Origin of the sequence: Cupriavidus sp. SHE (genome assembly GCF_000812445.1) — a bacterium.
In the GTDB taxonomy this organism is placed as follows: domain Bacteria; phylum Pseudomonadota; class Gammaproteobacteria; order Burkholderiales; family Burkholderiaceae; genus Cupriavidus; species Cupriavidus metallidurans.
The window spans coordinates 108,165-134,033 of record NZ_JWMB01000050.1 but is presented as its reverse complement, the minus strand read 5'-3'; the positions used below and the strand labels follow the sequence as shown (position 1 = coordinate 134,033).

General features: G+C 64.4%; 26 protein-coding genes. 11 read left to right on the top strand and 15 right to left on the bottom strand.

Annotated features, from left to right (window positions below; all coding sequences use genetic code 11):
* Positions 1-202 precede the first annotated feature (202 nt).
* Entirely contained in the window at positions 203-637 is a 435-nt protein-coding gene (locus RN01_RS24535) for a nuclear transport factor 2 family protein (protein WP_017514330.1), read from the top strand.
* Between the two features lie 124 nt (positions 638-761).
* Entirely contained in the window at positions 762-1,784 is a 1,023-nt protein-coding gene (locus RN01_RS24530) for a dienelactone hydrolase (RefSeq protein WP_024570270.1), read from the top strand.
* Between the two features lie 8 nt (positions 1,785-1,792).
* Here the strand turns inward: RN01_RS24530 and RN01_RS24525 are convergent, their stop codons facing one another.
* Entirely contained in the window at positions 1,793-2,191 is a 399-nt protein-coding gene (locus RN01_RS24525) for a DUF1801 domain-containing protein (protein ID WP_017513243.1), read from the bottom strand.
* 375 nt (positions 2,192-2,566) lie between these two features.
* Here RN01_RS24525 and RN01_RS24520 point away from each other — a divergent pair, with 375 nt between their 5' ends.
* Positions 2,567-3,949: a glutamate decarboxylase gene (locus RN01_RS24520; protein ID WP_008643921.1), complete on the top strand. Its 1,383-nt coding sequence runs from the start codon at positions 2,567-2,569 to the stop codon at positions 3,947-3,949.
* Positions 3,950-4,016: 67 nt separating this feature from the next.
* On the opposite strand, the gene RN01_RS24515 is transcribed toward RN01_RS24520, so the two are convergent.
* Positions 4,017-4,901, bottom strand: coding sequence for a LysR family transcriptional regulator (locus RN01_RS24515; protein ID WP_017513242.1), 885 nt, complete (start codon positions 4,899-4,901; stop codon positions 4,017-4,019).
* A 136-nt stretch (positions 4,902-5,037) separates the two neighbouring features.
* Here RN01_RS24515 and argC point away from each other — a divergent pair, with 136 nt between their 5' ends.
* Entirely contained in the window at positions 5,038-5,967 is a 930-nt protein-coding gene (argC, locus tag RN01_RS24510) for an N-acetyl-gamma-glutamyl-phosphate reductase (RefSeq protein WP_017513241.1), read from the top strand.
* A 141-nt stretch (positions 5,968-6,108) separates the two neighbouring features.
* Here argC and RN01_RS24505 read toward each other — a convergent pair whose 3' ends face one another.
* The 3 genes from RN01_RS24505 to RN01_RS24495 all read right to left on the bottom strand — a co-directional run bounded on the left by RN01_RS24505 (position 6,109) and on the right by RN01_RS24495 (position 9,187).
* Positions 6,109-7,101 carry a tripartite tricarboxylate transporter substrate binding protein gene (locus tag RN01_RS24505; RefSeq protein ID WP_017513240.1) on the bottom strand — a complete coding sequence of 331 codons (993 nt, stop codon included), beginning with the start codon at positions 7,099-7,101 and terminating at the stop codon, positions 6,109-6,111.
* A 116-nt stretch (positions 7,102-7,217) separates the two neighbouring features.
* Positions 7,218-8,645, bottom strand: a complete 1,428-nt coding sequence (locus tag RN01_RS24500; protein WP_024570269.1) for an amidase — start codon at positions 8,643-8,645, stop codon at positions 7,218-7,220.
* 95 nt (positions 8,646-8,740) lie between these two features.
* Complete coding sequence (locus RN01_RS24495) at positions 8,741-9,187, bottom strand: hypothetical protein (RefSeq protein WP_017513239.1); 447 nt, start codon at positions 9,185-9,187, stop codon at positions 8,741-8,743.
* 246 nt (positions 9,188-9,433) lie between these two features.
* Between RN01_RS24495 and RN01_RS24490 the strand changes: the two genes are divergently transcribed.
* Together RN01_RS24490 and RN01_RS24485 are read left to right on the top strand one after the other, a co-directional pair.
* Complete coding sequence (locus tag RN01_RS24490; protein ID WP_024570268.1) at positions 9,434-9,979, top strand: GNAT family N-acetyltransferase; 546 nt, start codon at positions 9,434-9,436, stop codon at positions 9,977-9,979.
* Between the two features lie 26 nt (positions 9,980-10,005).
* The gene (locus RN01_RS24485; RefSeq protein WP_024570267.1) at positions 10,006-10,437 is read left to right on the top strand and encodes a VOC family protein; all 432 of its coding nucleotides are present in this window, start codon (positions 10,006-10,008) and stop codon (positions 10,435-10,437) included.
* On the opposite strand, the gene RN01_RS24480 is transcribed toward RN01_RS24485, so the two are convergent.
* On the bottom strand, positions 10,434-11,378 hold the full coding sequence (locus tag RN01_RS24480; RefSeq protein WP_024570266.1) for a LysR substrate-binding domain-containing protein: 945 nt from the start codon (positions 11,376-11,378) through the stop codon (positions 10,434-10,436). The two genes, RN01_RS24485 and RN01_RS24480, sit on opposite strands and share 4 nt — an antisense overlap.
* Before the next feature lie 112 nt (positions 11,379-11,490).
* On the opposite strand from RN01_RS24480, the gene RN01_RS24475 reads away from it, so the two are divergent.
* Positions 11,491-12,882: an FAD-binding oxidoreductase gene (locus tag RN01_RS24475; protein WP_024570265.1), complete on the top strand. Its 1,392-nt coding sequence runs from the start codon at positions 11,491-11,493 to the stop codon at positions 12,880-12,882.
* Positions 12,883-12,915: 33 nt separating this feature from the next.
* Here RN01_RS24475 and ampC read toward each other — a convergent pair whose 3' ends face one another.
* Positions 12,916-14,088, bottom strand: a complete 1,173-nt coding sequence (ampC, locus tag RN01_RS24470; protein WP_024570264.1) for a class C beta-lactamase — start codon at positions 14,086-14,088, stop codon at positions 12,916-12,918.
* Between the two features lie 96 nt (positions 14,089-14,184).
* Here ampC and RN01_RS24465 point away from each other — a divergent pair, with 96 nt between their 5' ends.
* Complete coding sequence (locus RN01_RS24465) at positions 14,185-15,915, top strand: Na/Pi cotransporter family protein (protein WP_024570263.1); 1,731 nt, start codon at positions 14,185-14,187, stop codon at positions 15,913-15,915.
* Positions 15,916-15,959: 44 nt separating this feature from the next.
* On the opposite strand, the gene RN01_RS24460 is transcribed toward RN01_RS24465, so the two are convergent.
* Complete coding sequence (locus RN01_RS24460; protein WP_011516510.1) at positions 15,960-16,325, bottom strand: glyoxalase superfamily protein; 366 nt, start codon at positions 16,323-16,325, stop codon at positions 15,960-15,962.
* A 161-nt stretch (positions 16,326-16,486) separates the two neighbouring features.
* Here RN01_RS24460 and RN01_RS24455 point away from each other — a divergent pair, with 161 nt between their 5' ends.
* Together RN01_RS24455 and RN01_RS24450 are read left to right on the top strand one after the other, a co-directional pair.
* Positions 16,487-17,650: an AAA family ATPase gene (locus RN01_RS24455; RefSeq protein ID WP_024570262.1), complete on the top strand. Its 1,164-nt coding sequence runs from the start codon at positions 16,487-16,489 to the stop codon at positions 17,648-17,650.
* Between the two features lie 2 nt (positions 17,651-17,652).
* The gene (locus tag RN01_RS24450) at positions 17,653-18,249 is read left to right on the top strand and encodes a bifunctional 2-polyprenyl-6-hydroxyphenol methylase/3-demethylubiquinol 3-O-methyltransferase UbiG (protein WP_017513807.1); all 597 of its coding nucleotides are present in this window, start codon (positions 17,653-17,655) and stop codon (positions 18,247-18,249) included.
* 68 nt (positions 18,250-18,317) lie between these two features.
* Here the strand turns inward: RN01_RS24450 and catA are convergent, their stop codons facing one another.
* The 7 genes from catA to RN01_RS32575 are packed head-to-tail and all read right to left on the bottom strand — an operon-like array spanning position 18,318 to position 23,829.
* Positions 18,318-19,235, bottom strand: a complete 918-nt coding sequence (gene catA, locus RN01_RS24445) for a catechol 1,2-dioxygenase (protein ID WP_017513808.1) — start codon at positions 19,233-19,235, stop codon at positions 18,318-18,320.
* A gap of 27 nt (positions 19,236-19,262) precedes the next feature.
* Complete coding sequence (locus RN01_RS24440) at positions 19,263-20,333, bottom strand: NADH:ubiquinone reductase (Na(+)-transporting) subunit F (RefSeq protein ID WP_017513809.1); 1,071 nt, start codon at positions 20,331-20,333, stop codon at positions 19,263-19,265.
* 20 nt (positions 20,334-20,353) lie between these two features.
* Entirely contained in the window at positions 20,354-20,716 is a 363-nt protein-coding gene (locus RN01_RS24435; RefSeq protein WP_017513810.1) for a phenol hydroxylase subunit P4, read from the bottom strand.
* 16 nt (positions 20,717-20,732) lie between these two features.
* A complete protein-coding gene (locus tag RN01_RS24430) occupies positions 20,733-22,280 on the bottom strand; it encodes an aromatic/alkene/methane monooxygenase hydroxylase/oxygenase subunit alpha (RefSeq protein ID WP_017513811.1) in 1,548 nt (515 codons plus the stop codon).
* A gap of 28 nt (positions 22,281-22,308) precedes the next feature.
* A complete protein-coding gene (locus tag RN01_RS24425) occupies positions 22,309-22,581 on the bottom strand; it encodes an MmoB/DmpM family protein (protein ID WP_008643953.1) in 273 nt (90 codons plus the stop codon).
* Between the two features lie 11 nt (positions 22,582-22,592).
* Positions 22,593-23,588 (bottom strand): aromatic/alkene monooxygenase hydroxylase subunit beta, encoded by a 996-nt coding sequence (locus RN01_RS24420; protein ID WP_017513812.1) that lies wholly within the window; start codon positions 23,586-23,588, stop codon positions 22,593-22,595.
* Positions 23,589-23,631: 43 nt separating this feature from the next.
* A complete protein-coding gene (locus RN01_RS32575) occupies positions 23,632-23,829 on the bottom strand; it encodes a phenol hydroxylase subunit (RefSeq protein ID WP_011516516.1) in 198 nt (65 codons plus the stop codon).
* A gap of 327 nt (positions 23,830-24,156) precedes the next feature.
* Here RN01_RS32575 and RN01_RS24410 point away from each other — a divergent pair, with 327 nt between their 5' ends.
* A complete protein-coding gene (locus RN01_RS24410) occupies positions 24,157-25,785 on the top strand; it encodes a sigma-54-dependent Fis family transcriptional regulator (RefSeq protein ID WP_024570261.1) in 1,629 nt (542 codons plus the stop codon).
* Positions 25,786-25,869: the final 84 nt, after the last annotated feature.

The window sequence follows — 25,869 nt, the reverse complement described above, 5'->3', positions numbered from 1 at the left end:
TGTAGCCGGAAATGACAGGCTGCCACAGCACGGCAGCCGTGAGCCCACGTTGACTCTCGGGCGACTTGACCATCCCTCGATAACCGATGGAAGTATCTAAACCGGACATGGCACCACACTGCGTCGTCGTGTACTATGCAACTAGTTGCATAGTACACGACCGTATCCAACCGGAGACGGCGCCACCACGAGGAGACACGACATGAATGCAGCGGGACTTTCCCCGGCAGCCGCAAAGACGCTGGCAACCTGGCATGACCTTCTGGCACGCAACGCCATGGAGGAGCTCGATCCCCTGCTGTCCGACAGCATCGTGTTTCGCTCGCCGGTCGCACATACACCTTACCCGGGCCGTGCCGCGATCAAGCTGGTCCTGAAAACCGTCAACACGGTATTCAAGAACTTCACCTATCACCGCACGTTCGCCACGGCGGACGGGCTGGGCGTGGTGCTTGAATTCAGCGCCGAGGTCGACGGCAAGGCGCTCAAGGGCATCGACATGCTGCGTTTCGACCAAGCGGGCAAGATCGAGGAATTCGAGGTAATGGTGCGCCCGATGTCGGGCCTGCAGGCGCTCGGCGCGGCCATGGGCGCCAAGCTGGCTAGCCAGAAGCAAGTATTGGCCGGACAAGACTGACAGGTCGCTGGCAATTGCTGAGGCAAGGGGCCCTGCGGCACTGAGTTTCGGCAAGACGCCAGCCACGCCAGCGTTTATGCTTCGGGCACCGGGATGGCGCCTCCCGCCAACGACGAGGATTCGAATGCATAGGTTTCGCTGGGCCGGCCTGCTGCTGGCATTGCTGTGCGGGATTGCTCATGCCTCGATGGGGCTGACCGAATTGCCGGCTAGCGGGGATGACGGCCCGGTGACCGTGTATTACCCATCGAACGATGCGAGCCACCCGGTAAAGCGTGGGCGATTCCTGCTCGATGTCGCGGTGGAAGGCCACCCGGTGGCGGGCAACGGCAGGCTGATTGTGATCTCGCACGGTTCAGGAGGCGCGCCGTGGGTCCACGCCGATCTCGCGCGAAACCTGGTCGACGCGGGATACATCGTTGCCATGCCGCTGCACAAGGCCGACAACTATCTGGATAGCAGTGATCCCGGCCCCGACAGTTGGACCATCCGGCCCGCCGAAGTATCGCGCGCCATCGACACGATGGGCCGGGACGCGCGATTCGCGTCGATGCTTCGGTTGGACAAGGTCGGCATGTTCGGGATATCCGCAGGCGGCCATACCGCGCTGAGCCTGGCGGGAGGACGCTGGTCACCGGCACGCTTCATGCAGCATTGCGACGCCCATATCGCAGAGGATTTCCAGACCTGCGTCGGGTTGATCACAAGACTGACGGGCGGCCCGCTGGACGGCGTGAAAGAGTGGCTGGCCCTGCGCGTGATTCACCACCGTTTTGATGACGACACCCCACGTGCCACCTCCGATCCACGCATCGCGGCAGTAGTGGCCGGCGTGCCCGCCGCTGCGGATTTCGACATGGATTCCCTGGCGCGGCCGGCCGTACCCCTTGGCCTGGTCACAGCCGAGCAGGACCGCTGGCTGATTCCGCGCTTCCACGCGGACCGGGTACTGGCGGTCTGCCAGACCTGCGAGCATGTCGCCGACATGCCCACGGGCGGGCACGGCGCGTTACTGTCGCCCCACCCGCCGGGCCTGACCGGACTCCTGGGCGACCTGCTCAACGATCCCCCCGACTTCGATCGCGCCGAGGTTGCCGAAGTCCATCGCAAGATCGTCGCGTTCTTCGGGCGACACCTGCTGCCATAACGCAGTGACTACTTGCGGGATTTCGACTGGTTGAGCGCAACGGCAGCCTGGATAAGCGCTTTCAGCGAAGGCTCGTCGATCTCCTCGCCTTCATGAAAGTCGATCGCACGCCGCGTGTTGCCTTCGAGACTGGAATTGAAAAGCCCCGCTGGGTCTTCCAGCGACGCCCCTTTGGCAAAGGTCATTTTCACGACGTTCTTGTAGGTCTCACCCGTGCAGAGAATGCCAGCGTGCGACCACACCGGCACGCCCCGCCATTTCCATTCCTCGATCACCTCGGGATCGGCGGCCTTCACCACCGCGCGTAGCCGCGCCAGCATCGCGCCGCGCCAGTCACCCAGTTCCTGGATCCTCCCGTCGATCAATCGGGAAGCCGACTCGCTCTCTCGCGGTTCGCTCTTTGTCATCCAAGTTTCTCCTCGAAAACACGCCTTGGTAATACGGCAGATTCGGGCATGTCAGGCAGTCGAATTACGCACACCGGGTACCTGTCTGACAGCGGAGTCGAGTATAGCTTTCCCATCGCCGCGGGCCACATCACGCGAGAGTGATTTTGTGCGTCCGTATTGGCCTAAAGCACAATGATTTGTCAGGGGCTTCGCTCCTATACTCGTGTCGAGCCGCGTGCCCGGGGTACGTCCACGGAACGCGGCGCCGCAGCCGGCGCCTGCCCTTCCCTCCCGCGCTTTCCGCACCCGTTCGTCTTCCTGTTCGGTGCCTTCGCGCCGTGACCGGGTATCGGGTCGCCGGTTCTCGCCATGTCAACGTTACGAGGGGTATCCATGAGCGACATGCAAGAGCACAAGGTCACACCGTACGACCAGTTCAACTACGAGGTGCCTGAAAACGTCTTCCCGCGCGAAGGCATCTCGGCGAATGCAGCGGCCGCGATCGTGATCAGTGACGAATGGACCGACACCAACCCCATGCTCAACATGTCGTCGTTCGTCACCACGTTCGCGGAACCGGAAGCCCGGGAAGTCGCCGCGCGCAATATCTTCAAGAACTATATCGACCACGACATGTATCCGCGGCTCTTCGCCATGGAAGGCCGCATGGTGCGCTGGCTGCATGAACTGTGGAACGGTCCGAAAGGCGTGGAGCCGTACGGCACGTGTACGGTAGGCTCATCCGAAGCCTGCATGCTCGGGGGCCTGGCACACAAGTGGAACTGGCGCCAGCGCCGGCAGGCCGAAGGCAAGGATGCCACCCGCCCGAACATGGTGACGGGTGGCAACGTGCAGATCGTGTGGAAGAAGTTCCTGCGCTACTTCGACGTCGAGCCGCGCATCGTGCCGCTGAAGCCGGGCAACTACTGCCTGACCGCCGAAGACCTGGACAAGTACGTCGACGAGAACACGATCTGCGTCGTAGCCATCGCCGGGCAGACCTTCACGGGCGAGGATGACGACATCCAGGGCATTCATGACTGGCTCGATGACTACGAGAAGCGTACGGGCATCTCGGTCCCCATGCATATCGACGGCGCCTCCGGCGGCTTCGTCAACCCGTTCCTCTACCCCGACTACAAGTGGGACTTCCGCCTGCCGCGCGTGCAGTCGATCAACGCCTCGGGCCACAAGTACGGGCTGACGCCTCCGGGCCTCGGCTGGGTGGTGTTCCGCGAACGCAAGATCTTCAACGAGGAACTGGTGTTCTACGTGAACTACCTGGGCGGCGAAATGCCCACGGCCACGCTCAACTTCAGCCGCAACGCATTCCAGGTGGCCGTGCAGTACTACCAGTTCCTGCGGCTCGGGTTCGACGGCTACAAACGCGTGATGCAGCATACGCTGGACAACGCGATCTTCCTGCGCCAGCAGCTCGTCGATAGCGGGTACTTCGAGATCATGAACACCACGCAGCGCATTCCGGTGGTGGCAGTGACGCTGAACAAGAAGTACAAGAACTTCAACGAGTTCGATGTCTCCAACAAGGTCCGCGAGAAAGGCTGGGTGCTGTCCGCATACACGATGCCGCCCAACGCCGAATCGGTCACGAGCCTGCGCGTGGTGGTGCGTCCGCATGTGAACCACAACGTGGCGCAACTGCTGGCCACCGATATCATCAACGCCTGCAAGTTCCTCGAGGCCAACGGTGGCAATGCCAAGCCTCCTGCATTGCACAAACATGCCGAAGCGCAATCGACGTCGTTGAAGTGCTGATGAGTGGATGACTGGCCGGCCGAGGGCACGCAATGCCCTCGGCCGGCTTTTTCTTTTTGGGCAACGCCTACGCCAACCGCAGATCCCGCAACATATCAAGCACATGTTGCGTGGAACGCTCCACGTACCCCGCACGATGCGCAATACCGAGCCGACGCCACAACGCCGGGCGCAGCGGACGCATGACAATGCGCTTGTCGGGCGATGGCGCCGTCTCCTCCTGGGGGAGTAGCGAGGCGCCGTAGCCGGCCGCCACCAGACTCTTGATCGCGTCGTTGTAGTTGAGCTGAATGCGGGGCGCGGGATGATACCCCGCAGTCGCGAACCACTCCGTAGTCAGACGTGAAAGTCGCGTGGTCGCGTCATTGAGAATGAGAGGTTGAGCGGCGAGCCATTCAGGCGTGACGCGTGCTGGGCACTCCCAATGCGCCGGCAAGAAAGCCATCACGGGGTCGCGGCGCCAAGGCTTGATCACGAGCCCGGCTACCGGCGGCTGCGGCAGTGCAACCAGCCCAACGTCCAGCGTCCCATCCGCCAGTCGGGACAACGTTTCATGTGAAGTCAGCACCGCCACCTGTATGTCGATCGCGGGATGGTGCTGGCGCAGCCCTTCGAGCGCTTGCGGCAACAGGTGCGCGATCGCGCCCGTCGACGCGCCGAGCCGCACTCGCCCTTCCAGCCCCTGCACCTGGCGTTGAATATCGTCCAGCGCCCGCTCCGCATCGGCCAGCAGCCGGCGTGCGCGCTCCACCAGCACCTCCCCTATTGCCGACGGCCTGACTTGCCCGCGCTTGCGCGACAGGAGTGGAGCGCCAATGCGGGCTTCGAGTTCAGCGATATGGAGGCTGACCGTTGGCGGCGCCAGATGCAACGCACGCGCCGCATCGGCAAACGAGCCGCGGTCTGCAATGGCGACCAGAGTGCGCAAACGGTCCAGGCTGATCTCTCGCATGTCGGCGTCCTGATTCAGAAAAACTGAATGTCTATGTTATGAAATTCAACTTTCTCTATTGTAGCTATCCACGGAATATAGGGGATCGCTCTTCGTCCTACTGCCTCCAACCCAAAGTCATCGGAGTATTTCACCCATGAGCTCTCCTATTGTTTTCATCGACGGCGACCAAGGCACCACTGGGTTGCTCATCCACGAACGGCTGCGTAACCGGACTGATATCAGACTGATCACGCTTGCTGCCACGGAGCGCAAGGATTTGCAGCGACGCGCGGAAGCCATCAACGCCTGCGACATCGCCATCCTCTGCTTGCCGGATGCCGCCGCGCGCGAGGCTGTGGCCACGATTGTCAATCCTGCGGTTCGCGTCATCGACGCAAGCTCCGCGCACCGTACACAGCCGGACTGGACTTACGGGTTTCCTGAGATGGCGCCGGGGCAGGCTGAGAAAATTGCAAACGCGCGCCGGGTCACCAACCCCGGCTGCTATCCGACCGGTGCGATTGGCCTGCTGCGTCCGTTGGTGCAGGCTGGGCTCATCCCGGGCGATTACCCCATCAGCATTCATGCGGTATCCGGCTACTCCGGACGGGGACGCGCCGGCGTGGAGGAATACGAGGGACCGGGAGCCGCCAGCGCGCCTTCCTACCAGGTATATGGCCTGGAACTCGCGCACAAGCACACGCCGGAGATCCAGCAGCACGCCGGGCTCGCGCAAGCGCCTATTTTCGTCCCCGCATACGGCGCATTCCGCCAGGGCATCGTGCTGACTGTGCCGCTGGCGTTGCGGCTGCTGGCACCCGGCGTGGATGGCGCCACGTTACACGCCTGCCTCGCGCGCCACTATGCCGAGGCAGACCACGTGCAGGTCTTGCCACTGTCAGAATCGTCCGCCGTGAAGCACCTGGACCCGCAATTGCTGAATGGCACGAACGACATGCGCCTGAGCGTATTTTCTGGCACGGAGCACGGGCACGTTCTCCTGTCCGCCGTTTTCGACAACCTCGGCAAGGGCGCATCCGGCGCTGCGATTCAAAACCTGAACCTGATGCTCGCGTCGCGATAGTTGTGATTGGATTGAAATGACAGACGGCCACGTCCAGATGCCAGCGCATGGTTGCGCGGATCTGTTCGTGGCCGTCATGCGCGGGACACAAGCAGGCGATGAAACGCCCTAGCGTTCATGGCCCCCAAGCAGTGGCCGGCATCAGTCCTCGGCCACGAACCCGGTCGACTCGACGATTGGCTTCCATGCCGCGCGTTCTGTCTGGATGCGCTTGCGCGCGGCCTCGCCGGATTGGGCGTTCACCTCGAGCCCCAGCGTCTCCAGCTTGGCCGCGCTCGACGCATTGGTCGATGCGTGGAGGAACGCCTTTTCGAGCTTGGCCTGCTCTGCGGCGGGCGTGCCGGCGGGCACGAAGGCGCCGTACCAGCTCGTCGCGAATTCGTACTGGTTGATGCCCTGCTCCTTCATCGTCGGCACTTCCGGCAACGCCTTGGCACGTCGTGTGCCGCTCACGCCCAGAAGCTGAATCTTGCCGCCCTTGTACAGCGACATCATGCTGGCCACCGCATCCCAGCCGATCGACACGTTGCCGCTAATCACGTCCACCAGCATCGGCGATGCGCCACGGTATGGCGTGGGCGTGATGGCCACGCCCGATGCCTTGCCCAGCGCCACCGTGCCAAGGTGGCCCGCGCTGCCGATCGTGGCCAGGCCCAGACTGGCCTTGGACGGATGCTGCTTGGCCCAGTCCAGGAATTCCTTCATGTTCTTGTACGGCTGCTGCACGCCTGCGGCCACGGCGGTCGGCACGTCAGTTAGCACCGCCACGGGCACGAGGTCCTTGTCGGCGTCGTAGCTGAGCTTCTTGTACGTGAGCGGGAAGATCGTGAACAGTGGCGACGGGCCGATGAAGATCGTCTTGCCATCGGGCTTCGACCGCTTGACGTAGTCGAGCGCCAGCCGGGCAGAGGCGCCCGGGCGGTTCTCCACGATCACCGTGCCCTGCCCGTCCTGACGCAGTTGCTCGGCGTAGATCCGGGCCAGACTGTCGGCGGCACCGCCCGGCGCGTAGCCAACGATGATGTGCATCGGCGCATCGTCCGCAGCGGATGCTGGCGCGGCAACGATCATGAGGCCGCTGAACGCGGTGCCAAGCAGCCAAGTCAGGCGGCCGGAATGAAACTTGACGGTCATGAGGAATGTCCTGTGGTGAAAGCGGGAAGCCTGGGAAGGCGCAAGCAAAGGGTGGTGATGTCGGCGTCGATCTCGATATTGAAATCGGTATCGGCATCACGCGGCATCACGTGGTGTCACAGCGACGGCCACCTGTCCAGGAAGCCGTGGGCCGATTCAAACAACGCGGCGGAACGCAGAAGTTCCGCGTCGCGGCGGAACCGTCCAACCAGTTGCAGCCCGATCGGCAGATCGTCACTGCCAAAGCCGCACGGCAGGCTGATCGCGGGATGGCCGGTCATGTTGAACGGCATCGTCCACGGGAACCAGTTCGCGCGCACGTTCTCGTGTACGTGTCCGTCGATCTCGATCGTGCCGAACAGATCCTGGTCGATCGGCAGCGCGGTGCGCATGATGGTCGGCATCGCCAGCAGGTCGGCGCGCTCGAGCAGCGCCTGCACGCGCTGGAACAGCCGCGAACGGTCAAACATCGCCTGCTGGTACGCCACGCCACTGACTTGCGCGGCCGACTCCACCTGACGTACGAACGTTGCGCTCAGTTCGTCGCGATGACGCTCGACGATCTCGACGAAGCGCGTGCGCCAGACGGTGTGGTTGATCGCGCGCCAAAGCGGCTCGATATCGTTAAAGCCGTCGCCATCGAACGGCTCTAGCTCCGCGCCGAGCCCGGCTAGCGCTGCCAGCCCCTGCTCGAACGCGCGTGCCACATCCGCGGCCACTGGGCGGCCCGGCGGCGCCAGGCAATAGAGGATGCGCTTGCCACGCAGATCGCCCTGGGCGCGCGCGGCATCGACATAGTCGGCCTTCGGCACGCCGATCGACCACGGGTCGCAGGCGTGCTCGCCCGCCATCGCCGCCATCATCAGGCCGGTATCGGCCACGGTGCGCGTGGTGGGGGTGACATAGGTCTGGTTGCCGTACAGGTCCTGCGCCTGGCTATGTGGAATCACACCGTTGCTTTGCTTGATGCCGACCACACCGTTACAGGCAGCCGGAATCCGCGTGGATCCGCCGCCGTCGGTGGCGACAGCCAGTGGCGCGATGCCGCTGGCCACCGCCACGGCCGCACCGCCGCTGGAGCCGCCACTGGTCCGTTGCGCGCTCCACGCGTTACGTGTGCGCCCGAACAGCGGCGAATCGGTCAGGCACTTGGAGCCAAACTCCGGCGTGGTGGTCTTGCCGATCAGGATGGCGCCCTGTTCGCGCAGGCGGGCCACCGCGACGGCGTCCTGCTGCGGCACGTTGTCCCGCAACGGCGCCGCGCCGAAAGTCGTGCGGACGCCTTGCGTGTTGACGATGTCCTTGACCGTGAACGGCACGCCGTGGAGCAAGCCGAGTGGCCCGCCCGCCATGACCAATCGTTCTGCCTGGCAGGCCGATTCCATCGCCCGCTCGGCGTCGATCGTGATGAAGCAGTTCAGTTCAGGCTGAAGGCGCTCCGCGCGCGCCAGGACTGCCGAGGTGATGTCTACCGGGGAGACACGTTTGTGCCGGATGGCGTCGGCCAACTCGGTGGCCGACAGAAAGCAGAGGGACTCGCTCATTGTTTCGTGTAAGGCAACGTCAAGAACTGCAGTAACTTCCGCAGTCTGCCATGAGCGATGCGGCTGGAGAAGCCGGGTAACCCCGCTGGCGCGGCTCAGTGATGCATGGCTCCCCCGCCATGGAAGCCGCCGCCCGGCGCCGCGCCGCCATGGAACCCGCCAGGCGCTCCACCGTGCACGACGCGACCGCCCCGCACGATCACGCCGCGACTGGGAAAGAACACATGGTGCATGACGTGCGGGCGATGATGGTGGTCGATGAAAATCACGCCGGCAAACCCCACATACGGCGTCCAGTACCACGGGTCGTAGTAATAGTCCCCGCCGCCATAGCCCACACTGCTGCTATCCACCATCTGCCACGTGCCATCGGGCTGCAGGCAGGCCACCCCCGCGATGGTCTGCATCACGCCGCCGATCTCGGCCTGCCCAACCACCTGCTGGCACATCGTCGACATGTCCTGCGCCCATGCGCCACCAACGCCACCGCCCAGGCCGAGTCCGGCGATTGCCGCTGCCACGGCCGCCAATCTCTTGCCCATGATCCTCACCCCGACTTCAGTGTCCCGACGTCACGACACGCGGTTGCGCATCACCCGGCACATCGGTTTGCCTGCGAGAGCGCGGCGGGACGTCATCGACCGCACGATCTTCCCGCATGATGTAAACCACCCCTAGAACCACTTTATTCCACGCCAGTCGATGTTTGTAGCCGACCCGCAGGATTTGGATTCCCGACGCCGCTTGCCTACCATGAATCAGCCCAAATGGAACCGAGCCATCACCCTATGCAAGCCACGGCCCCGACGTTGCCCACCTGTGTGACCCTGCGGAACGGCAAGCAGGTGCTGATACGAACGATCCGCCCGCAGGACAAAGGCGGCATCCTGACGGCCTTCCATCGCCTCTCCGATGACTCGCGGTATACGCGGTTCATGGCATCCATGCACGACCTGCCGGACGCGTTGCTGGAAACGGCCGTTCACCCGACGCCGGTCCGCGAATGCGCGCTGGTCGCCATGGCGGGGACGGAGGACAAGGGTGACCTGATTGGCGGCGCCCGCTTCACGATCGACCCGCACTCCGGATTCTGCGAATTCGCGGTGACAATCGTCGACGGCTGGCATGGTCTTGGCCTGGCGCGCCATCTCATGGAGATCCTGATCGCGACGGCGCGGGCTGCCGGTTACCACACGATGATTGGCTACGTGCTGGCATCCAATACCGCGATGCGCGGCCTGGCGCATCGGCTGGGTTTCACGGACACGATGTGCCCCGACGACGCCACCTTGCGCGTGGTCTCCCTGGATCTCACCGCATCCCCCGCGCCCTGAACCACCAACCATCCAACCATCCGACCATGCATCCTCGCCTCACGCTTCTCACGCTGGGTGTCGGCAGTCTCGAACGGTCGCTGGCGTTCTATCGCGACGGTCTGGGCTGGCCGACCCGGGGCATCGTCGGCACCGAGTTCGAGCACGGCGCCGTGGTCTTCTTCGATCTGGAGTCAGGACTGCGGCTGGCGCTCTATCCGCGCGAGTTCCTGGCCAAGGATGCCGCAACCGATACGCCCTTGGGCATCCCGTCGATCTCGCTGGGTCACAACGTCCGCTCCCGGGCCGAAGTCGACGCCGTCATCGATCAGGCACGCCGTGCCGGAGCCATCATCCTCAAACCCCCGGTGGATACCTTCTGGGGTGGCTATGCCGGCTACTTCCAGGACCCCGACGGCTATATGTGGGAGGTCGCCTGGAACCCGGACCTGATGCCGCCCGAGATGCCGCCCAACTAGGCCGGATGTTCGCCCACCGGCGTCCCGGCCGTCGACAGCAGCCAGCCCGCAAAGCTCTCCACGGCTGCCAGATCCGGATGGCCGGCGGCATGGGCCACGTAGAAGCCGAAGCCGGGCAACCCCAGCGCGTGCGCCTTGCACAACGCCCCACTGCGCAACAGGCCGTCCACCACCACGTTGCTGCATAGCGCCACCCCCTGGCCGGCCACCACCGCGTCGATGGCGTGTAGTTCCTCTCGAAAACTCAGGTCATGGCGGGCACGCCGAGCCGACGAGTCACCCGCGACGAGACCCGCAGCCGCAAACCACTGCGCCCAGGTCGGGGCGTGCGGATCGCCGCTGCTCCACTCATAGTGGATCAGGGGGATATGCGTGAGATCGCCGATATCGAATGTCGCCTGCCCTTCCCGCCCCGCCCTCGCCAGCAGCACCGGGCTGGCCACGGCGAAGAAGGTATCGCGCGCGAACTCCGCGCTGACCAGCCCCTTGGGCGCGCAACGCGCGTAGCGAATGGCGACGTCAGCCTCGCCCGCAGCCAGATCCAGGACGCGGTCCGTGCCGATGATCTCCAGCGGCCACTCGGGATGCAGCCCCTGCCAGGCAGGAAGGCGCGGAACCAGCCAGCGGCTCGCGAAAGCGTTCGGACTGGTCACGCGCAGCGGGCGTGCCACACCGGGCTGCCCAACGGTCGCCACGGCCTCGGCAAACAGCGCGAAACCACTACGCAGCGCCGGATAGAGCCGCTCCCCCGCCACGGTCAGCCGGAGCGGACGCGGGCGTCGCTGGAGCAGCGCCTTGCCGCAGATCTGCTCGAGCATCCGGATCTGATGGCTGATGGCGGTCGGCGTCACGTTTAGCTCCGCCGCTGCGGCTTTGAAGCTGCGGTGACGCGCAACCGCCTCGAACGCCTGCAATGCGCGCAGGGGCGGCAGTTTTTGCATGGGTCCAGTCTAGGTGAGCTTTTCTCATCTACAAGCTGAGATCTTTGCCTTTGCACCCGACCGCCACGCGCACCACCATGGTCTCGGGGGCGTGACCAACTTGGGGGGCGTGATGCGATCAGATCGGCCAGAGGCATCCGGGGACGGCGGCAATCCAGGGTTCGAGGCGTTCCGGCAGGCGTTGCGTGGCCAACTCGTCCAGCGCGGGGATCCTGACTACGATGTGGCGCGCAAGGTCTGGAATGGCGCAATCGACAAGCATCCGGCGTTGGTCGTCTACTGCGCCGACGCCACCGACGTGGCAGGCGCCGTACGGTTCGCCCGGGCCGCCGGTCTGACCATCGCGGTCCGCAGTGGGGGGCACAATCTCGCCGGACTTTCCACGTGTGACAACGGCATCGTCATTGATCTGTCGCGTATGAAGCGCATCGACGTGGATGTCGCGCGGCGCCGCGCCCGCGCGGAGGCAGGGCTCAATCTCGGTGAGTTCGACCAGGCAACGCTGCGGCATGGCCTGGCCACAACGATGGGGGTCAATAGCGATACGGGTATCGCCGGGCTGACGCTGGGGGGCGGGTTCGGCAAGCTGGGCCGCAAGTACGGGCTGAGCTGCGACAACCTGGAGGCCGTGGAAATCGTCACCGCCGACGGGGAACGGCTGCACGCCAGCACGACCGATCACCCGGACCTGTTCTGGGCGATACGCGGCGGCGGTGGCAATTTCGGCATCGTCACGGCGTTCCATTTCCGTCTGCATCCGATTCCCGCCAGACTGCCGGTATGCGCCGTGGTCTACCCGTGGGATCAGGCTCGGGAGGCGATGCTGCACTACGATGCTTTCGCCCGCGCCGCCCCGGATGACGTTGCGGCCGACGCCGCGCTTGTCACCCAGCCATCGGGCGAGCGATGTCTCAGCATCTCGGCGTGTCATGTCGGGCCAGATGGCACCGAAGAGACAAGGCAGGCAGCGCTGCGCCCGCTGGTCGAGTTCGGCAATCCGGTCGACGCCCAACTCGACTTCGTTCCGTATCTGCAGATGCAGTCGGCCAGCGATGCGCTGTTCGCGCGCGGCCGGCGGTATTACTGGAAGGCCCAGTTCCTCCGCCAGATTCGCGCGGAGGCGGTCGACGCTCTCCTCGCTACCTATGCCCTAGCGCCCTCGCCAGGCTGCCTGGTGGTGTTCCAGCAGGTCGGCGGCGCCATCGCCCGCGTACCCGACGAGGCCACCGCATATGGAAACCGGTCGGCGGACTTCGACTGCTTCCCGCTGGCCATCTGGGATGACCCGGCCGACGACGACAAACACCGGGAATGGGCGCGCGGCCTGTGGGAAGCGGTCCGGCCGTACTCGACGGGCGGGGTGTACGCCAACAACCTCGGCGAGGAAGGCGCCCAACGCACCCGCGCCGCGTATGGCGTCAACCATTCGCGGCTGGTTGCCGTGAAGCGCCAATACGATCCTGACAACGCTTTCAGGCTGAATCAGAACATCGACCCGGCCTGATCCCGACCCGATGCCCGATACCGATACCGGTGCCTACTGCGCGTCCAGCGCCTTCAGGATCTGGTACGCCGCCCGCACGCGCTCGGGGATCGGCAGATTGCGGTTCGCCAGCATCACCACGCCGATCTGACGTGCCGGGACGAACACCACATAGGCGCCGAAGCCGTTGGTGGAGCCAGTCTTATTAATCAGCACGTCGGCCCTGGGCGGCTGCGGCGGCGCCAGCCGTGCGACTTCCTTCGGCTCCAGCATCCCGGCAGCGTTGCCCGTCAGCAGATCCTCGAGCGAGGTTGGCCAGGCGTACATTTCCCAGCCCAGGCCCTGGGTCATGGGGCCAACGCGGAAGTAACCGGTGTGTGTACCGGTAACCGCCCGCTGCAACGTCGGCTCCAGCCGCGCGCCATCCATATTGGCTTCGACGAACCGAATCATGTCGGCCGCCGTGGTCTTTACGCCATAGGCTTCCGAGTCAAACACGCCGGGGTTCACGCGGATCGGCTTGCCGTCCTTGTAGCCATAGGCATAGTCGCCCATGTGGGACTGCGGCACCCGGATGAATGAGTGCTTCAAGCCCAGGCCCGGAAAGATGCGGTGCTCCATCAGGTTGTCGAACGGCTCGCCCAGGCTCCGCGCGGCCAGATAACCGAACAGGCCGATGCTTGGGTTCGAGTACTGCCGATGCGTGCCAGCCGCGTACGTCGGCTTCCAGTCCTTGAAGTACGCCAGCATCTGGTCAGAGGTGGTCACCGCATCGGGGAACTGCAACGGCAGCCCGCCTGCCGTGTACGTCCCGAGTTCCAGCAGGCTGATCGCATCAAGGCTGCTACCCGCCAATCCGGGCAGGTACTGGCTAGCCTTGTCCGAGAACGATATGGCGCCACGCTGCGCCGCGTACGAAGCCAGCGTTGCCGTAAACGTCTTGCTGACCGAACCGATCTCGAACAGCGTGTGTTCGGTGACCGGGGTGGCGTCCGCCTTCGATGCCAGGCCGAAGTTGAAGACCTGGGACTTGCCGCGGACTGTTACAGCCACGGCCATGCCGGGTACCTCGTACTGCGCCATGACGGGTCGGACAGTATCTGCCACCAGCCGCGCCAGACGATCCTCCGCAACGGGCACGCCGTCACCCGCGGCATGGGCGCTGGCCGTGCAAAGCGCCAAGGCGGCGGTAACGGTTAGAAGGCGGTAGGACGCGAAAATTTTCATGGTGGAGGCAAAAAAATCAATGGCGTGAAATGGTATAGGAAACTCGTACAATGGCACGGTCGCTGGCTTGCGTCGACCCATTGCCCGAAGCTGCCCATGCTCAATGGTCTGAACCTGAATCTGATCGAGATCACTGGCCTGCTCGTCGGCGGCCTGGCCCTGTTCCTGTTTGGCCTGGATCTGATGACCCGTGGTCTCAAGGCGATTGCCGGCGCGCGGCTGCAATCGCTGCTGGGCACCCTGACCGCCAACCGCTTTCGCGGCGTGCTGGCCGGCGCGGGCATCACAGCCCTGCTGAATTCCTCGACGATCACCACCGTGCTGCTGGTGGGCTTTGTCTCCGCCGGGCTGATGACGCTTCAGCAATCGATCCCGGTGATCATGGGTGCCAATATTGGCTCGACGCTGACCGCGCAGATCATCGCTTTCAACATTTCGGCGATCACGCCGTTCATGCTGGCTGGCGGCTTCCTGCTGCAAGGCTTCGCCAAGCGCGAGTTGCTGCAGCAGCTTGGCGGCGTGGTGCTCGGGCTCGGCCTGCTGTTCCTTGGGATTGAATTCATGGGCGATGCCACGCGCCCACTGCGTAATTTCCAGCCGTTCATTACGGCGATGCAGGAAATGCGCAACCCGTGGATCGGCATCCTGATCGGCGCGGTCTTCACGGCCATCGTGCAAAGCTCGGCGGCCACGCTGGCTATCGTCATTGCGCTGGGTAGCCAGGGACTGATTCCGCTCGAATCGGGCATTGCGCTGATACTGGGCGCCAACGTGGGCACTTGCGGCACGGCGCTGCTCGCGTCGATCGGCAAGTCGGCCGAGGCGGCCCAGGTGGGCATCGTCCATCTGCTGTTCAACGTGCTCGGCGTGCTGTTCCTCGTCTTCATCATTCCGCAGTTCGCAGACTTCATCCGCGAAATCTCTCCGTCCTCGCCGGAGTTGACCGGCGCCGCCCGTCTGGCCGCCGAAACCCCGCGACAGGCCGCCAACGCCCATACCGTATTTAGCGTGTTGAGCACCGCCGTGCTGATCTGGTTCACCGGACCCATCGGCAAGCTCGCCCAACGGCTGGCGCCACCGGCGCGCGAAGGCTGGCAGGACCCTGGCCTGCCACGATTCCTGGACGACACGCTGGCCGGGATGCCTGCGCTGGCCATCCCCCGTGTGCAGCTTGAACTGGTATCGCTGGGCAAGCAGGTCCAGGAACTGGTCGAACATAGTGCCGCGCTGGTCGTGGAAGGCGATTCGCAGGAGCTCGTCACGCTGACCGACCAGGACAAAGCTGCCGATTCGCTGAGCACGGCCATCCTGACCTATATCGGACACCTGTCGGACGCGGTTCACAACGATGATGAAGGCCATCAGCTTGTGGATCTGGCGCGGATCGCCACGTGCCTCGACGCCATTCGGGAGGTTGCCACCACCAGCATGCTGGCCCTGAGCCAACGACGGCTGTCGCATGGCGCGGATGCCGCATCGCTACGCAATCCGGAGTCGGCGGGCTTCGCGGCGATGGTGTCCGAATACCTGGCGCTGGCTGTGGAGACGATCGCGCATCCGGACACCGAAGTCGCCACGCGCATCGTCAATGCCAAGCCGGAAATCGAAGCGCAGGCCGGTGTCGCGCGGCAGGCCATCATGAGCGCCCTGCCATTGCGGAGCGCCGTGGACGCGATCAACTTCCGGCTTGCCAACGACATGATCGAACAGCTCAATGAAGTGGCACGGCTGTCGCGGGCCATCGCCAAGGCGAGCGGGACACTTAACGAAGTGAAGATGTCCGACACGCCTCCAGAGCCGGCAGCCGTCGGCGCGGCTGTGGCCTAGTCCCTGGCCTAGTCCTTGGCCTGATCCTTGGCCCGATCCCGGTCTTAATCCTTGGCGAACTCGCAGAACCGCAGGCGGTTGCCGAACGGGTCGGCCACCTGCATTTCGCGGCCCCAGCCCACTGCCTCTACGCCGGGCCGCGCGTATCCGTACTGTTTGGCGATCAGTTCGCGCTGCAGCGCGTCGATGTCCTCCACCGGAATGAATACAGCGGACCCGGGCGTGGCATCACCATGATGCTCGCTCAGGTGCAGTGTCAGCCCGGAGCGCCTGACCTGCATGTAAAGCGGAAGGTCCGGCTCGAAGCGGTGCTCCCAGTCGACCTGGAAGCCAAGGAAGTCGAGGTAGAACTCCCTGGCTTTCTCGACCGAGAAGATCCGGAGAATGGGAATGGCTGGCGAAAGTACCATGGGAGGCGCTCCATGCCGATACATTGGCGTGACAGAGAAAGTGGCAATCATGCCACTTTCCATCGCTTTTGCACGCCGGCCTGCCGACTTTTACTGTGGTTTATGAAATCCGTATAATTATTCCATCTGAATAATTCACGCTAATTCACATCAAGCGCCCGATGAGCAACATTTACCAACGGCCGGAACTCGCCAAACAGATGGCCAGGCAACTTCTGCAACCCGGGGTACTGGACGAGGGCCTGCGCTCGGGCCTCTTCCTTTCCGGCCTGCGCCGCACGGGCAAGACCACGTTTTTAATCAACGACCTGATTCCCGCGCTCGAAGACCTTGGCGCAATCGTGATCTATGTGGACCTGTGGAGCGACACGCAGCGCAGCCCCGCCCGGCTGATCCTGGAAGCCGTCAGGAAAACACTGACCGAGCTGGAGTCCCCGTCTTCCACGATCCTTCGCAAGCTCAAGCGTCTGGCCAGCGCCGACATCGCCGCCTTCGGCTTCAAGTTCAGCTTCAAGCTCGACACCCTCGGCGAGGCTGGCGGCGCGACGCTGGCCCAGGCACTGAAAGAAGTCGTCGATCAGGCCGGCGCCGATGTCGTGCTGATCGTCGACGAAGTGCAGCACGCCATCACCTCGGACGAAGGCAATCAAATGTTGCTGGCGCTCAAGGCCGCGCGTGATGCCATCAATCCCCGCCCCGACACCACAGGGCATTTCCTGTTCGTGGGAACCGGCTCGCATCGCGCTCTGGTAGGCGAACTGACCGCGCGGCGCAACCAGGCCTTCGCCGGCGCCACGTCGGTCGCTTACCCGGTGCTCGACCGGGAATATATCGACTATCTGCTGGCGCGCCTGTCCTCAGAGGGCTTTACCGCCCTGCCCTCGCCCGACGTCGCCATCAAGGCGTTCCAGGCGCTTGGCCATCGGCCCGAGGAGATGATCCGGGCGCTGCGGCAATTGCATTTCCACCTGCCCGAGGGCAGCAATCCCGACGAGCACCTGCCGACCATCGCCAACACGCTGCGTTCGGCGGCTGCCGATGTGGAACTGATGAAGCTCGAACAGCTTGGCGGCCTGGCAACCGCGATCTTCGACCGCATTGCCACCACGCAAGGCGACGCACGGGGTTTGTTCTCGGCCGACGCGGCCGCGGCGTACTCCTTGGCCATAGGCCGGGAAGTGAAGGTCGAGGAAGCACAGCCGGTGGTCAACGAACTGATGGCAAGCAACCTGATCATGCGCAAAGGGCACGGCCTGTACGGCATCACCGACCCGTTCGTGCAGGAGATGTGGCGCGAACGGAAGTCGCTTGAAGGAAAACTCTGACCATGCCCAAGACAAGCACGGCCGGTTATGGCGAACAGGCCAGCACCCTCGTCGTCCAGTACGAAAGCATCACGTTCGAGGATGTCCATCGCGACGTGCTCCACCTATTGCCGGCGCCGCCGGCCCGCATTGTCGATGTCGGCGCGGGCACCGGGCGCGATGCCGCCGCCCTGGCACGGCGCGGCCATCACGTCGTGGCGGTGGAACCGACCGCAGAACTACGCGAGGCTGGCCGCAAGCTGCACGCGGATGTGGATATCGACTGGCTTGACGACACCCTGCCCGCGCTGGCCAGGCTGCGCGAACGGCCGACGCGCTTTGACGTGATCATGCTGACCGCCGTGTGGATGCACCTCGATGCCGACGAACGCGCCCAGGCAATGGGTGCCGTCGACGCGCTGCTGGCCGGCCACGGCCTGGTGTTCCTGTCCCTGCGACACGGCCCGGTGCCCGCCGGCCGGCGCATGTTCGACGTATCGGCCGCCGAGACCATCGCGCTGGCGGAGCCATACGGCCTGCGCAGCGCGCATTGCAGCCAGCGCAGCGGCCTGATGGATCGCACCGACGTGCATTGGACCAATCTGGTCCTGCAACGCTAAAGCCAGAGCGCGGCGAGGGCCGCCCCGAAACCCGGGTATCCAGGGCGACCCTCTCCAGACGACGACGCTCAGGCCGCCACCGATGCCCGCTGTCGCGCCACCTCGGCCTGCGGAGCATCTGCCTGGTCCGCGTGAAGCGTGAAGTCGAAGCGGATCGACGCAAACGGCTTGTCCACGCCAAGCGCGGCCATTGCCGCCGCATCGCTCACGCGCGTGATCGGCGGTACCAACCCTTCACGCGTGGCAAAAGCGAAGTCATCCCACAGGTACGGATCGCCATCGATGTTGATCTGCGTGGTCAGCTTGCGATGGCCCGGCGCCGAAATGAAGAAATGGATATGCGCCGGGCGGGTGCCATGGCGGTTGAGCTGCTTGAGCAGACGGTCCGTTGCCCCATTCGGCGGCACGCTGTAGCCCACCGGCATGATGCTGCGGAAGCGGTAGCGGCCCTCGCCATCGGTCACGATACTGCGACGCAGATTGAACGCGCTCTGCGTCGGGTCGAAGTACGAGTAGTTGCCGAGTGCGTTGGCGTGCCAGACCTCGACCACGGCATTGGCCAGCGGCTGCCCCGCGCCATCCTTGACCTGCCCTTCCATCACCAGCACTTCGCCCTCGCCCGTACCGTCGTCCAGGCGCGCCTCGCCCTGCGCCACCGGCGCGCCTGCCACGTAGAGCGGACCTTCGATCGTGCGCGGCGTGCCACCGGCAATGCCTGCCTGGCTTTCGGCCTCGTCCATGCGCAGGTCCAGAAAGTGATCGAACCCGAGCCCCGGCGCGATCAGGCCCAGTTCGCCCGAGCGGCCGGCTTCGGCCAGAAAATTGAGGCCGGACCAGAATTCCTCGGGCTGGATATCCAGGTCCTCGATCATGTGGAACAGGTCGCGCACCATCCGATGCACGATGGCCGCGATGCGTGGGTTGGCGTGCTGGCCGGTGGCTTCCTCGATGCGGTTCAGTACGGTGTCGATCTGGATCTTGTCCATGGTTGTCTCCTTTGTGGTGGAAATACTTCAGAGTGAGCGGAACAGCGGACTGCGGGTGGCCTGGCTGGCGTCTGCCGCCGACAGGAACTTCTCGGTGAAGATGTCTTTCTCGAACAAGCGCCCCTGCATCAGGGCGGCGATGCAAGACTCGATCATCGGCGGTGGCCCGCACAGATAGGCCCGCCAGCCACGGAAGTCGTAGCCGAAATGACTCCCGGCGGCCTCGTGCACGTAGCCGCGCTCGCCGGCCCATGTACTGCCTTGCGCCTCGGCTGACAGCACGGGCACATAGGTGAAATTGTCGTGCTGGGTGGCCAGCGCTTCGAAGGCCTCGCGGTAATACAGTTCGTCAGCGGTCCGTGCGCCATGCACGAGCACGATCTGGCGCTGGTCGCCGGACTCCAGCAGGTCGAGGATCATCGAACGCGGGCTCGACAATCCCGACCCGCCCGCCATGAAAACCAGCGGGCGCGGATCGCTCTTGCGTACGAAGAAGCGCCCGAGCGGCCCCGATAGCTGCAGGCGCTCGCCCACGGCAAGTTGCTCGTGCACGTAGGTCGTGGCGCTACCGCCCGGCACCAGCCGGATATTCAGTTCGATCTCGTCCGCCGATGGCGCCGACGCGATCGAGAACGCGCGCGGCGTGGCTTCCTTGCCGATCCATACGTTGACGTACTGGCCCGGCTGGAAGCGCAGCGCAGCGCCCCCTTCCACACCCTCCACACGCAGAAACACGCCCTTGATGGTGGGCGTCAACGCTTCAATGCGCGTGACTTCGGCGGTGAAGTCCATCAGCGGCAGGAACTGCGCGTCGGGCTCGGGATCGATGTCGGCCTCGATCGTCAGGTCGGACATCGGCGTGGCGCAGCAGGCCAGACACTTGGCCTCCTCGCGCTCGAAGTCCATCAGCGCGAACGGCGATGCTTCGCCGTGTTCGATCTCGCCGTCCACCGTCTGCACCTTGCAGGTCCCGCACAGACCATGCCCGCAGGCATGGGGCAGCCACACGCCGGCGCGCAGGCAGGCGTCAAGCACGGTCTGTCCTTCGGCGATGTCGATGGTCTGGCCGAGCGGTTCGATGGTGAGCTGATAGGTCATGGCAACCTCCTGCAGCAAGTTCAGTTGGCCGAGCCGGCGATGCCCGGCAGGCCGGGGGTACGCAGGCGCAGCAGCGACTTGTGGCCAAGCCCGTTGTCGACCAGGCTTGCGGCCGCATCCGGCGTGAATGGCGTATCGCCGCGCAACCACTGCACCTGCGCCCACTCGATCCGGGCGCCTTCCGGGTGGGCGCCCAGCAGCGGCGCGATGACGTCGGAGACCAACGCGCCGAACGGCATGTCGGGCGGCAACGGCAGCGTGAACGGGCTGCAGAACAGCCGGTGCTGGTCCCATCCGAAGTACACAAGCTGGTTGCCGTGGAAGTTTTCGATCCGGTCGCGGACCTCGCCGGTGTAGCCCGGTTCCAATGCGATGACTGGCATGATCTGGTCTCCTTGTTCACGAACGGTTGTTGCCTTGCCCGGTCCAGCGCTCCCAGTTCGCGCGGTCGGGCGAATCGGCGTAGTCGCCGCGATCCTCGGGCTTCAGGTGGTACCAGTCGAGCACCTCGGGCAGCGTTGGTCCGCCGCAGTTGCCCTGGAAGATCTGATGCACTGGCAGCCATGCCTGCACGTACTTCTCGGGCTCGCCCTGGAATATGTCGCGGCAGCCATCCGAGCAGAAGTGGTAGTGCTCGCCGTTGTGCTCCGCATGGCGATAGCAAATCTGCGTCGGGTCGTCGGGCTCGGTGAAGGCCATCGGGATCTGGCACACCTGGCACAGCATCGGCAGGCCCGGGTTGGTCCAGCGCTGGCCGGCCTCCTGTTGCTGCTTCCAGTAGTCAAAGCGCGGCCGGTAATGCGTGTCGAAGCTGTCGGGATACTTCTGCGCCAGCCAGTCCATTTCGTGCGGCTCGGGCACCCACGTGTGGATGGCCGCGGCGTGGTTGAAGTTGTAGAAGATCGACCATGCGATGTGCGACAGGTGATCCTTTTCCTTGGCGGCCTGCTCGTGATACTTGGGCATCCGGATGCCATAGCGCGCCAGATCGGCAAACAGCGCCCCGCCGTTCTGCTCGAAGTAGATCTCCCACGCCTCTTTCCAGCTCATCACGCGCTTGGGGCACATGTAGTCCATCATCATCGCCACCAGCGTCAGCAGCCGGTAGCCGCGCCAGAACCACTTGTCGATCCACTTCTGGATGATCGGCCGGTTGGCGGGGTCCTGCTCGAGCATGAACTTGACCACTTCCAGGCCCAGCGTCATGTGGCGCGACTCGTCGGACTGCGCCGAGAAGCCGAACGTCACCGTGGCCATGTCCCCGTTGTAGGCGGCACCGGACATGAACGGCATGAACAGCAGGTTGGTCAGCACGTATTCGAACGAGAACGAGATCGCCGTGATGAACTCGAACGGCCCGGCGGTCATCGCATCCTCGAAATACGACTTCGGCACGGACAGGTACCAGAGCCGGTCGTGCAGATGGCGCCAGTCGGCAAACCCGTTGAAGAACTTGTTGTAGTGGCTGATCGTGTGGATCTGGGTCTGGCAGTGCCGCAGTTCGTCGATCGATTGCATCTGGCACGCCACGCGCGCGCCCACGCCGCGCAGATTGCGGCCCGCCATGGCGAAGCCACGGTGCGCCGCGTACTCCAGCGGCGACACCCCGGTCAGGAACAGCTTCAACGCGTTGACGTAGCGTGCGTCGGTCACGTTGAGCTGGCCATTGTTCTGCTGGAACGCGTCGATAATCGCGTAGAGCTTGCGCTCCTTCTCGGACTGGAACTTCCAGTACGCATCCATCGTCAGGCGGAACGGGTCTTCCCAGCCGTCCCAGTCATGGATCACGATGCCTTCGAACTTGTCGTGCGGAAACACCTTGTCCATCGGCTGGTACGTGGTCTCCCAACCGAGGTCGCGGGTCAGTACCGCGTACTTCTCCTTGAGCGAGAGCTTCGGACGGGTCGCCGCGCGGGCGGCGGAGGCGATGGCAGTGGCGGTTGTCATGGTTTGTCTCCTGTCTTGGGGTTCTGGCTCAGCGCCACGCCAGTACGAACTGGTCTTCGGTTTCGTCGATGTTTCCGGCAAGGGAGATCAGGCCAAGCTGCAGCTCCTGCACGTCCCAGGGGCGGCCGATGCGCTCCTCCACGCTGGCGCGGCGGATCTCTAGCCGCCCCGGCGCGTCGATCTTGACCATCGCCGGGTAGTGGTTGACGGTGGCGTGCGGGTTGTCGGCCTCGATCGCCTCGATCACCGGGCGCATGTCGTCGTTGGTCTGGAGGGCGATAAATACGATGGCGTCGCTCATGGTTGTCTCCGTCATTGACGTGCCAGGCCCAGACCGCTCAGGCGCTTGCCCAGCGCTTCGACGGCATTGGCCAGTTCGGACTCGGCATCCTCGCCGAACAGCCGGTGCGCCAGCGGGCGCAGCGCGTGCGTGAAGCGATCGAGCCAGCCGAAGGCATACCCAGCGATAACCGCCGCGTTCTCCGGGCTTTCCTGTGCGGCCGTTTTCACGGTGGCATCGACCCAGCGCGTGGTCTCGGCGTACCAGGCGGACATGAAATCGGTCACGAGCGAAAACGCGGGCCCGGTTGCGGACAGGCGCGCGTCGAACTGCTGGTAGACCAGCGGATAGATCAGGCCATCGAGTACCAGGTTCTGCGCCACGTGCTGCTCGAACCAGTCATCGCGCACCAGCAGGTCCTCCGCCGCGTGCCGCAGCGGCTGCCAGGCCATGTCTTCCATCCAGGCGGCGCGGGCCTGGTCCACGGCGGCCTTGTCGCCGATCAGCAGCCCGATACGGGTCAGGTACTGCGCGATACCCAGGCGGTCCATCGTGTGATACATCGCGGCCTGCGTGATGGCCGATCCGAAACCGTAGGCGGTAATCGACGCGTTGTTCATGTTGGCCGCCCATTCGACGTGGCGCAGCGGCACCACGCCCAGCGTGAGCAGCTCGCGCACATCGTCGGGCAACCGGCTCAGCAGCCCGCGCTTGTCCACGAACTCAAGGTTCTTCTCCATCGTCTCCTGCTGACGGGCGCGCGCATTGACGTAGCCGCCGTAGAAGTACTGGCGCGGGTCCTTCAGCGCATACCAGTCCTGCATGACCACGCGGGTGCGCCGGGCGTCGTACAGCTCGTATTGCGGCTGCCATAGCGGCCGGTAGTGGAAGCTCGTGACCGGCTGCAGGTCGTACATCGCCTCCTGATAGCGCGTGGCCGGCTTGTCGGCGCCGAGCCGGCGCGCGATATGCGCGAAGGTCTGCCGGATCGGAGTGACGCTGGCGTCGGTCCGGATATCGATTTGCATGGTGGTTGTCTCCTCGGATGTCGAGTGGGGGCGTTTTTGGGTATTACTGCAGCAGCTCGGCCCGCTGCTCGGCGCAGAACGACTGGAACTGCTCGGGCGGCATGACCAGTTCCACGTAGATCTGTGGATCGCCGATCGAAAACTCGAACTCCACCCAGCGCTCGCTGCGCCCGGTCACGCGCACGTAGCGCGGGGCATGGTGATGCCAGTGACCTTGAAGTGCCTGAGGGGGATATGTCATGTCTCGCTCCTGGTGCGCCGCACATCGCGGTGCGTGTGCGTTGTCTCGTGATTTCAGGTGGGAGAGCTATAGCGAATGGCGTGCCAGGCGATGCAGACCGTTGTGGCGCAAGGGCTCCCGGTCAATCGGCCGCATTCTGGCCGGCCAACCCGCTTGATGATTTGATGAGGTGATTCAGGCGGATTTGATCAAATGATCAAATCGTCTCGCGCTGCGCCGCAGCACGCGCTCCAGATGCGGGATTTCCGGGCTCCGGCAACGCCGGATGCCGTGCTAGGCTACGCAAAAACGAGGCTCGAAAGCCCGCCGGAATCTGGAGTGACAAGGATGACAACACCCCCCGCGCAGCCGCCGTTCGAGCTGGCTTCGCTACTGACCATCGACGCCAAGGCCGCGCAGATTCGCCTTGGCCAGTCGCGCATGGTGCTGATGCACACCGAGGCGCTGAGCTACCTGCGCAAGGAAATCCTCGATACGCTCGGCGTCGAACGCGGCAAGGGGCTGCTGATCCGCATGGGCTACGCGCAAGGCATGCGCGATGCCGAGATGGTCAAGCGCGAGCGCAGTGAAGAACTGGCCAGTTCGCCCAACGATGCCTTCCTGTGGGGGCCGCAGCTTCACATGCTCGAAGGCGTCACGCGCGTGGACCCGGTTCGCCTGGAGATCGACCGGGACACCGGCCACTTCTATGGCGAGTTTCTCTGGCAGGACTCCTGGGAGGGCGAAGCGCCCGTGATGGAGTCCCTGCCCCGCGAGGAGTCTGGCTGCTGGGTGCAGCTTGGCTACGCATCGGGCTACAGCAGCACGTTCATGGACCGACTGGTCATCTACAAGGAGACCGAATGCGAGCGGCGCGGCGACAGCCTCTGCCGCATCGTCGGCAAGCCGGCCGAGACGTGGAACGATCCCGAGTACCTGAAGTACTTCGAACCCGACTCCGTCATCAGTGACCTGCTCACCCTGCAGCAGGAAGTCAGCACACTGCGCGAAACACTGTGTGGCGCGAACCAGGGCAACCTGATCGGCCAGTCGCCGGCGTTCCGTGAAGCCTTCAACCTGCTGTCCGCCGCGGCAGACAGCCATATCACCGTGCTGCTGACGGGCGAGACCGGTGCCGGCAAGGAAATGTTCGCGCGCTGGCTGCACGATCACGGCCCGCGCGGCGAGCAGCCGTTCGTCGCGGTCAACTGCGCGGCGATCCCGCACGAGTTGATCGAATCCGAGTTGTTCGGCGTGGAAAAAGGCGCCTACACGGGCGCCCAGCAGTCGCGCCCCGGCCGCTTTGAACGCGCGCATGGCGGCACCCTGTTCCTCGACGAAATCGGCGACCTGCCGCCGGCCGCGCAGGTCAAACTGCTGCGCGTGCTGCAGAACAACGAAGTGGAACGGCTCGGTGGCGTGGAGGCGCGCAAGGTCAACGTCCGCCTGATCGCCGCCACCAACGTCAATCTGGCGCAGGCGATCAAGCACGGCCAGTTTCGTGCTGACCTGTTCTACCGGATCAGCACCTATCCAATCTCGATCCCCGCCCTGCGCGAGCGCAGGGAAGACATCCCCGAGCTCGCCCAGTCATTCATCCAGCGCTTCAACGCGCTGTATCAGAAGCAGGTGCGCGGCCTGACCACGCGGGCGCGCGATGCGCTGGTGCAATACCCGTGGCCCGGTAATATCCGCGAACTCGAAAACATGATCGAGCGTGGCGTCTTGCTGGCGCCTGCCACCGGGATGATCGACGTCGCTCATCTGTTCGCGAGCCAGCAGGCTGCCGGCAGCGAGGAGCCCAGCCAGGACGCCGACGCGCTGATCGAAAAACTGCTCAACCAGCAGGTGTCTCTGCCGCAAATCGAGGCCAAGCTGATGCAACTGGCGATGACGACGACGCGTGGCAACCTGTCGTCGGCGGCGCGAATGCTGGGGATCACGCGGCCGCAGTTGGCGTATCGGTTGAAAAAGTAGCGTTGGGGCAGTTGGGGCAGTTGGCCCAGCCCGCTCGACACCTGAGCGTTTAAGTATTTACCCTAGGTTTTCATATAACCAGAA

Bases quoted from the DNA above. Each gene is read 5' to 3' on its own strand.
- RN01_RS24480 (WP_024570266.1), bottom strand. From the start codon at position 11,378: ATGCAAAAACTGCCGCCCCTGCGCGCATTGCAGGCGTTCGAGGCGGTT.
- RN01_RS24475 (WP_024570265.1), top strand. From the start codon at position 11,491: ATGCGATCAGATCGGCCAGAGGCATCCGGGGACGGCGGCAATCCAGGG.
- RN01_RS24440 (WP_017513809.1), bottom strand. From the start codon at position 20,333: ATGACCTATCAGCTCACCATCGAACCGCTCGGCCAGACCATCGACATC.
- RN01_RS24425 (WP_008643953.1), bottom strand. From the start codon at position 22,581: ATGAGCGACGCCATCGTATTTATCGCCCTCCAGACCAACGACGACATG.
- RN01_RS24460 (WP_011516510.1), bottom strand. From the start codon at position 16,325: ATGGTACTTTCGCCAGCCATTCCCATTCTCCGGATCTTCTCGGTCGAG.
- RN01_RS24465 (WP_024570263.1), top strand. From the start codon at position 14,185: ATGCTCAATGGTCTGAACCTGAATCTGATCGAGATCACTGGCCTGCTC.
- RN01_RS24430 (WP_017513811.1), bottom strand. From the start codon at position 22,280: ATGACAACCGCCACTGCCATCGCCTCCGCCGCCCGCGCGGCGACCCGT.
- RN01_RS24450 (WP_017513807.1), top strand. From the start codon at position 17,653: ATGCCCAAGACAAGCACGGCCGGTTATGGCGAACAGGCCAGCACCCTC.
- RN01_RS24500 (WP_024570269.1), bottom strand. From the start codon at position 8,645: ATGAGCGAGTCCCTCTGCTTTCTGTCGGCCACCGAGTTGGCCGACGCC.
- RN01_RS24520 (WP_008643921.1), top strand. From the start codon at position 2,567: ATGAGCGACATGCAAGAGCACAAGGTCACACCGTACGACCAGTTCAAC.
- RN01_RS24455 (WP_024570262.1), top strand. From the start codon at position 16,487: ATGAGCAACATTTACCAACGGCCGGAACTCGCCAAACAGATGGCCAGG.
- RN01_RS24435 (WP_017513810.1), bottom strand. From the start codon at position 20,716: ATGCCAGTCATCGCATTGGAACCGGGCTACACCGGCGAGGTCCGCGAC.
- RN01_RS24495 (WP_017513239.1), bottom strand. From the start codon at position 9,187: ATGGGCAAGAGATTGGCGGCCGTGGCAGCGGCAATCGCCGGACTCGGC.
- RN01_RS24420 (WP_017513812.1), bottom strand. From the start codon at position 23,588: ATGCAAATCGATATCCGGACCGACGCCAGCGTCACTCCGATCCGGCAG.
- ampC (WP_024570264.1), bottom strand. From the start codon at position 14,088: ATGAAAATTTTCGCGTCCTACCGCCTTCTAACCGTTACCGCCGCCTTG.
- RN01_RS24530 (WP_024570270.1), top strand. From the start codon at position 762: ATGCATAGGTTTCGCTGGGCCGGCCTGCTGCTGGCATTGCTGTGCGGG.
- RN01_RS24515 (WP_017513242.1), bottom strand. From the start codon at position 4,901: ATGCGAGAGATCAGCCTGGACCGTTTGCGCACTCTGGTCGCCATTGCA.
- RN01_RS32575 (WP_011516516.1), bottom strand. From the start codon at position 23,829: ATGACATATCCCCCTCAGGCACTTCAAGGTCACTGGCATCACCATGCC.
- RN01_RS24485 (WP_024570267.1), top strand. From the start codon at position 10,006: ATGCATCCTCGCCTCACGCTTCTCACGCTGGGTGTCGGCAGTCTCGAA.
- catA (WP_017513808.1), bottom strand. From the start codon at position 19,235: ATGGACAAGATCCAGATCGACACCGTACTGAACCGCATCGAGGAAGCC.
- RN01_RS24410 (WP_024570261.1), top strand. From the start codon at position 24,157: ATGACAACACCCCCCGCGCAGCCGCCGTTCGAGCTGGCTTCGCTACTG.
- RN01_RS24505 (WP_017513240.1), bottom strand. From the start codon at position 7,101: ATGACCGTCAAGTTTCATTCCGGCCGCCTGACTTGGCTGCTTGGCACC.
- RN01_RS24525 (WP_017513243.1), bottom strand. From the start codon at position 2,191: ATGACAAAGAGCGAACCGCGAGAGAGCGAGTCGGCTTCCCGATTGATC.
- argC (WP_017513241.1), top strand. From the start codon at position 5,038: ATGAGCTCTCCTATTGTTTTCATCGACGGCGACCAAGGCACCACTGGG.
- RN01_RS24490 (WP_024570268.1), top strand. From the start codon at position 9,434: ATGCAAGCCACGGCCCCGACGTTGCCCACCTGTGTGACCCTGCGGAAC.
- RN01_RS24535 (WP_017514330.1), top strand. From the start codon at position 203: ATGAATGCAGCGGGACTTTCCCCGGCAGCCGCAAAGACGCTGGCAACC.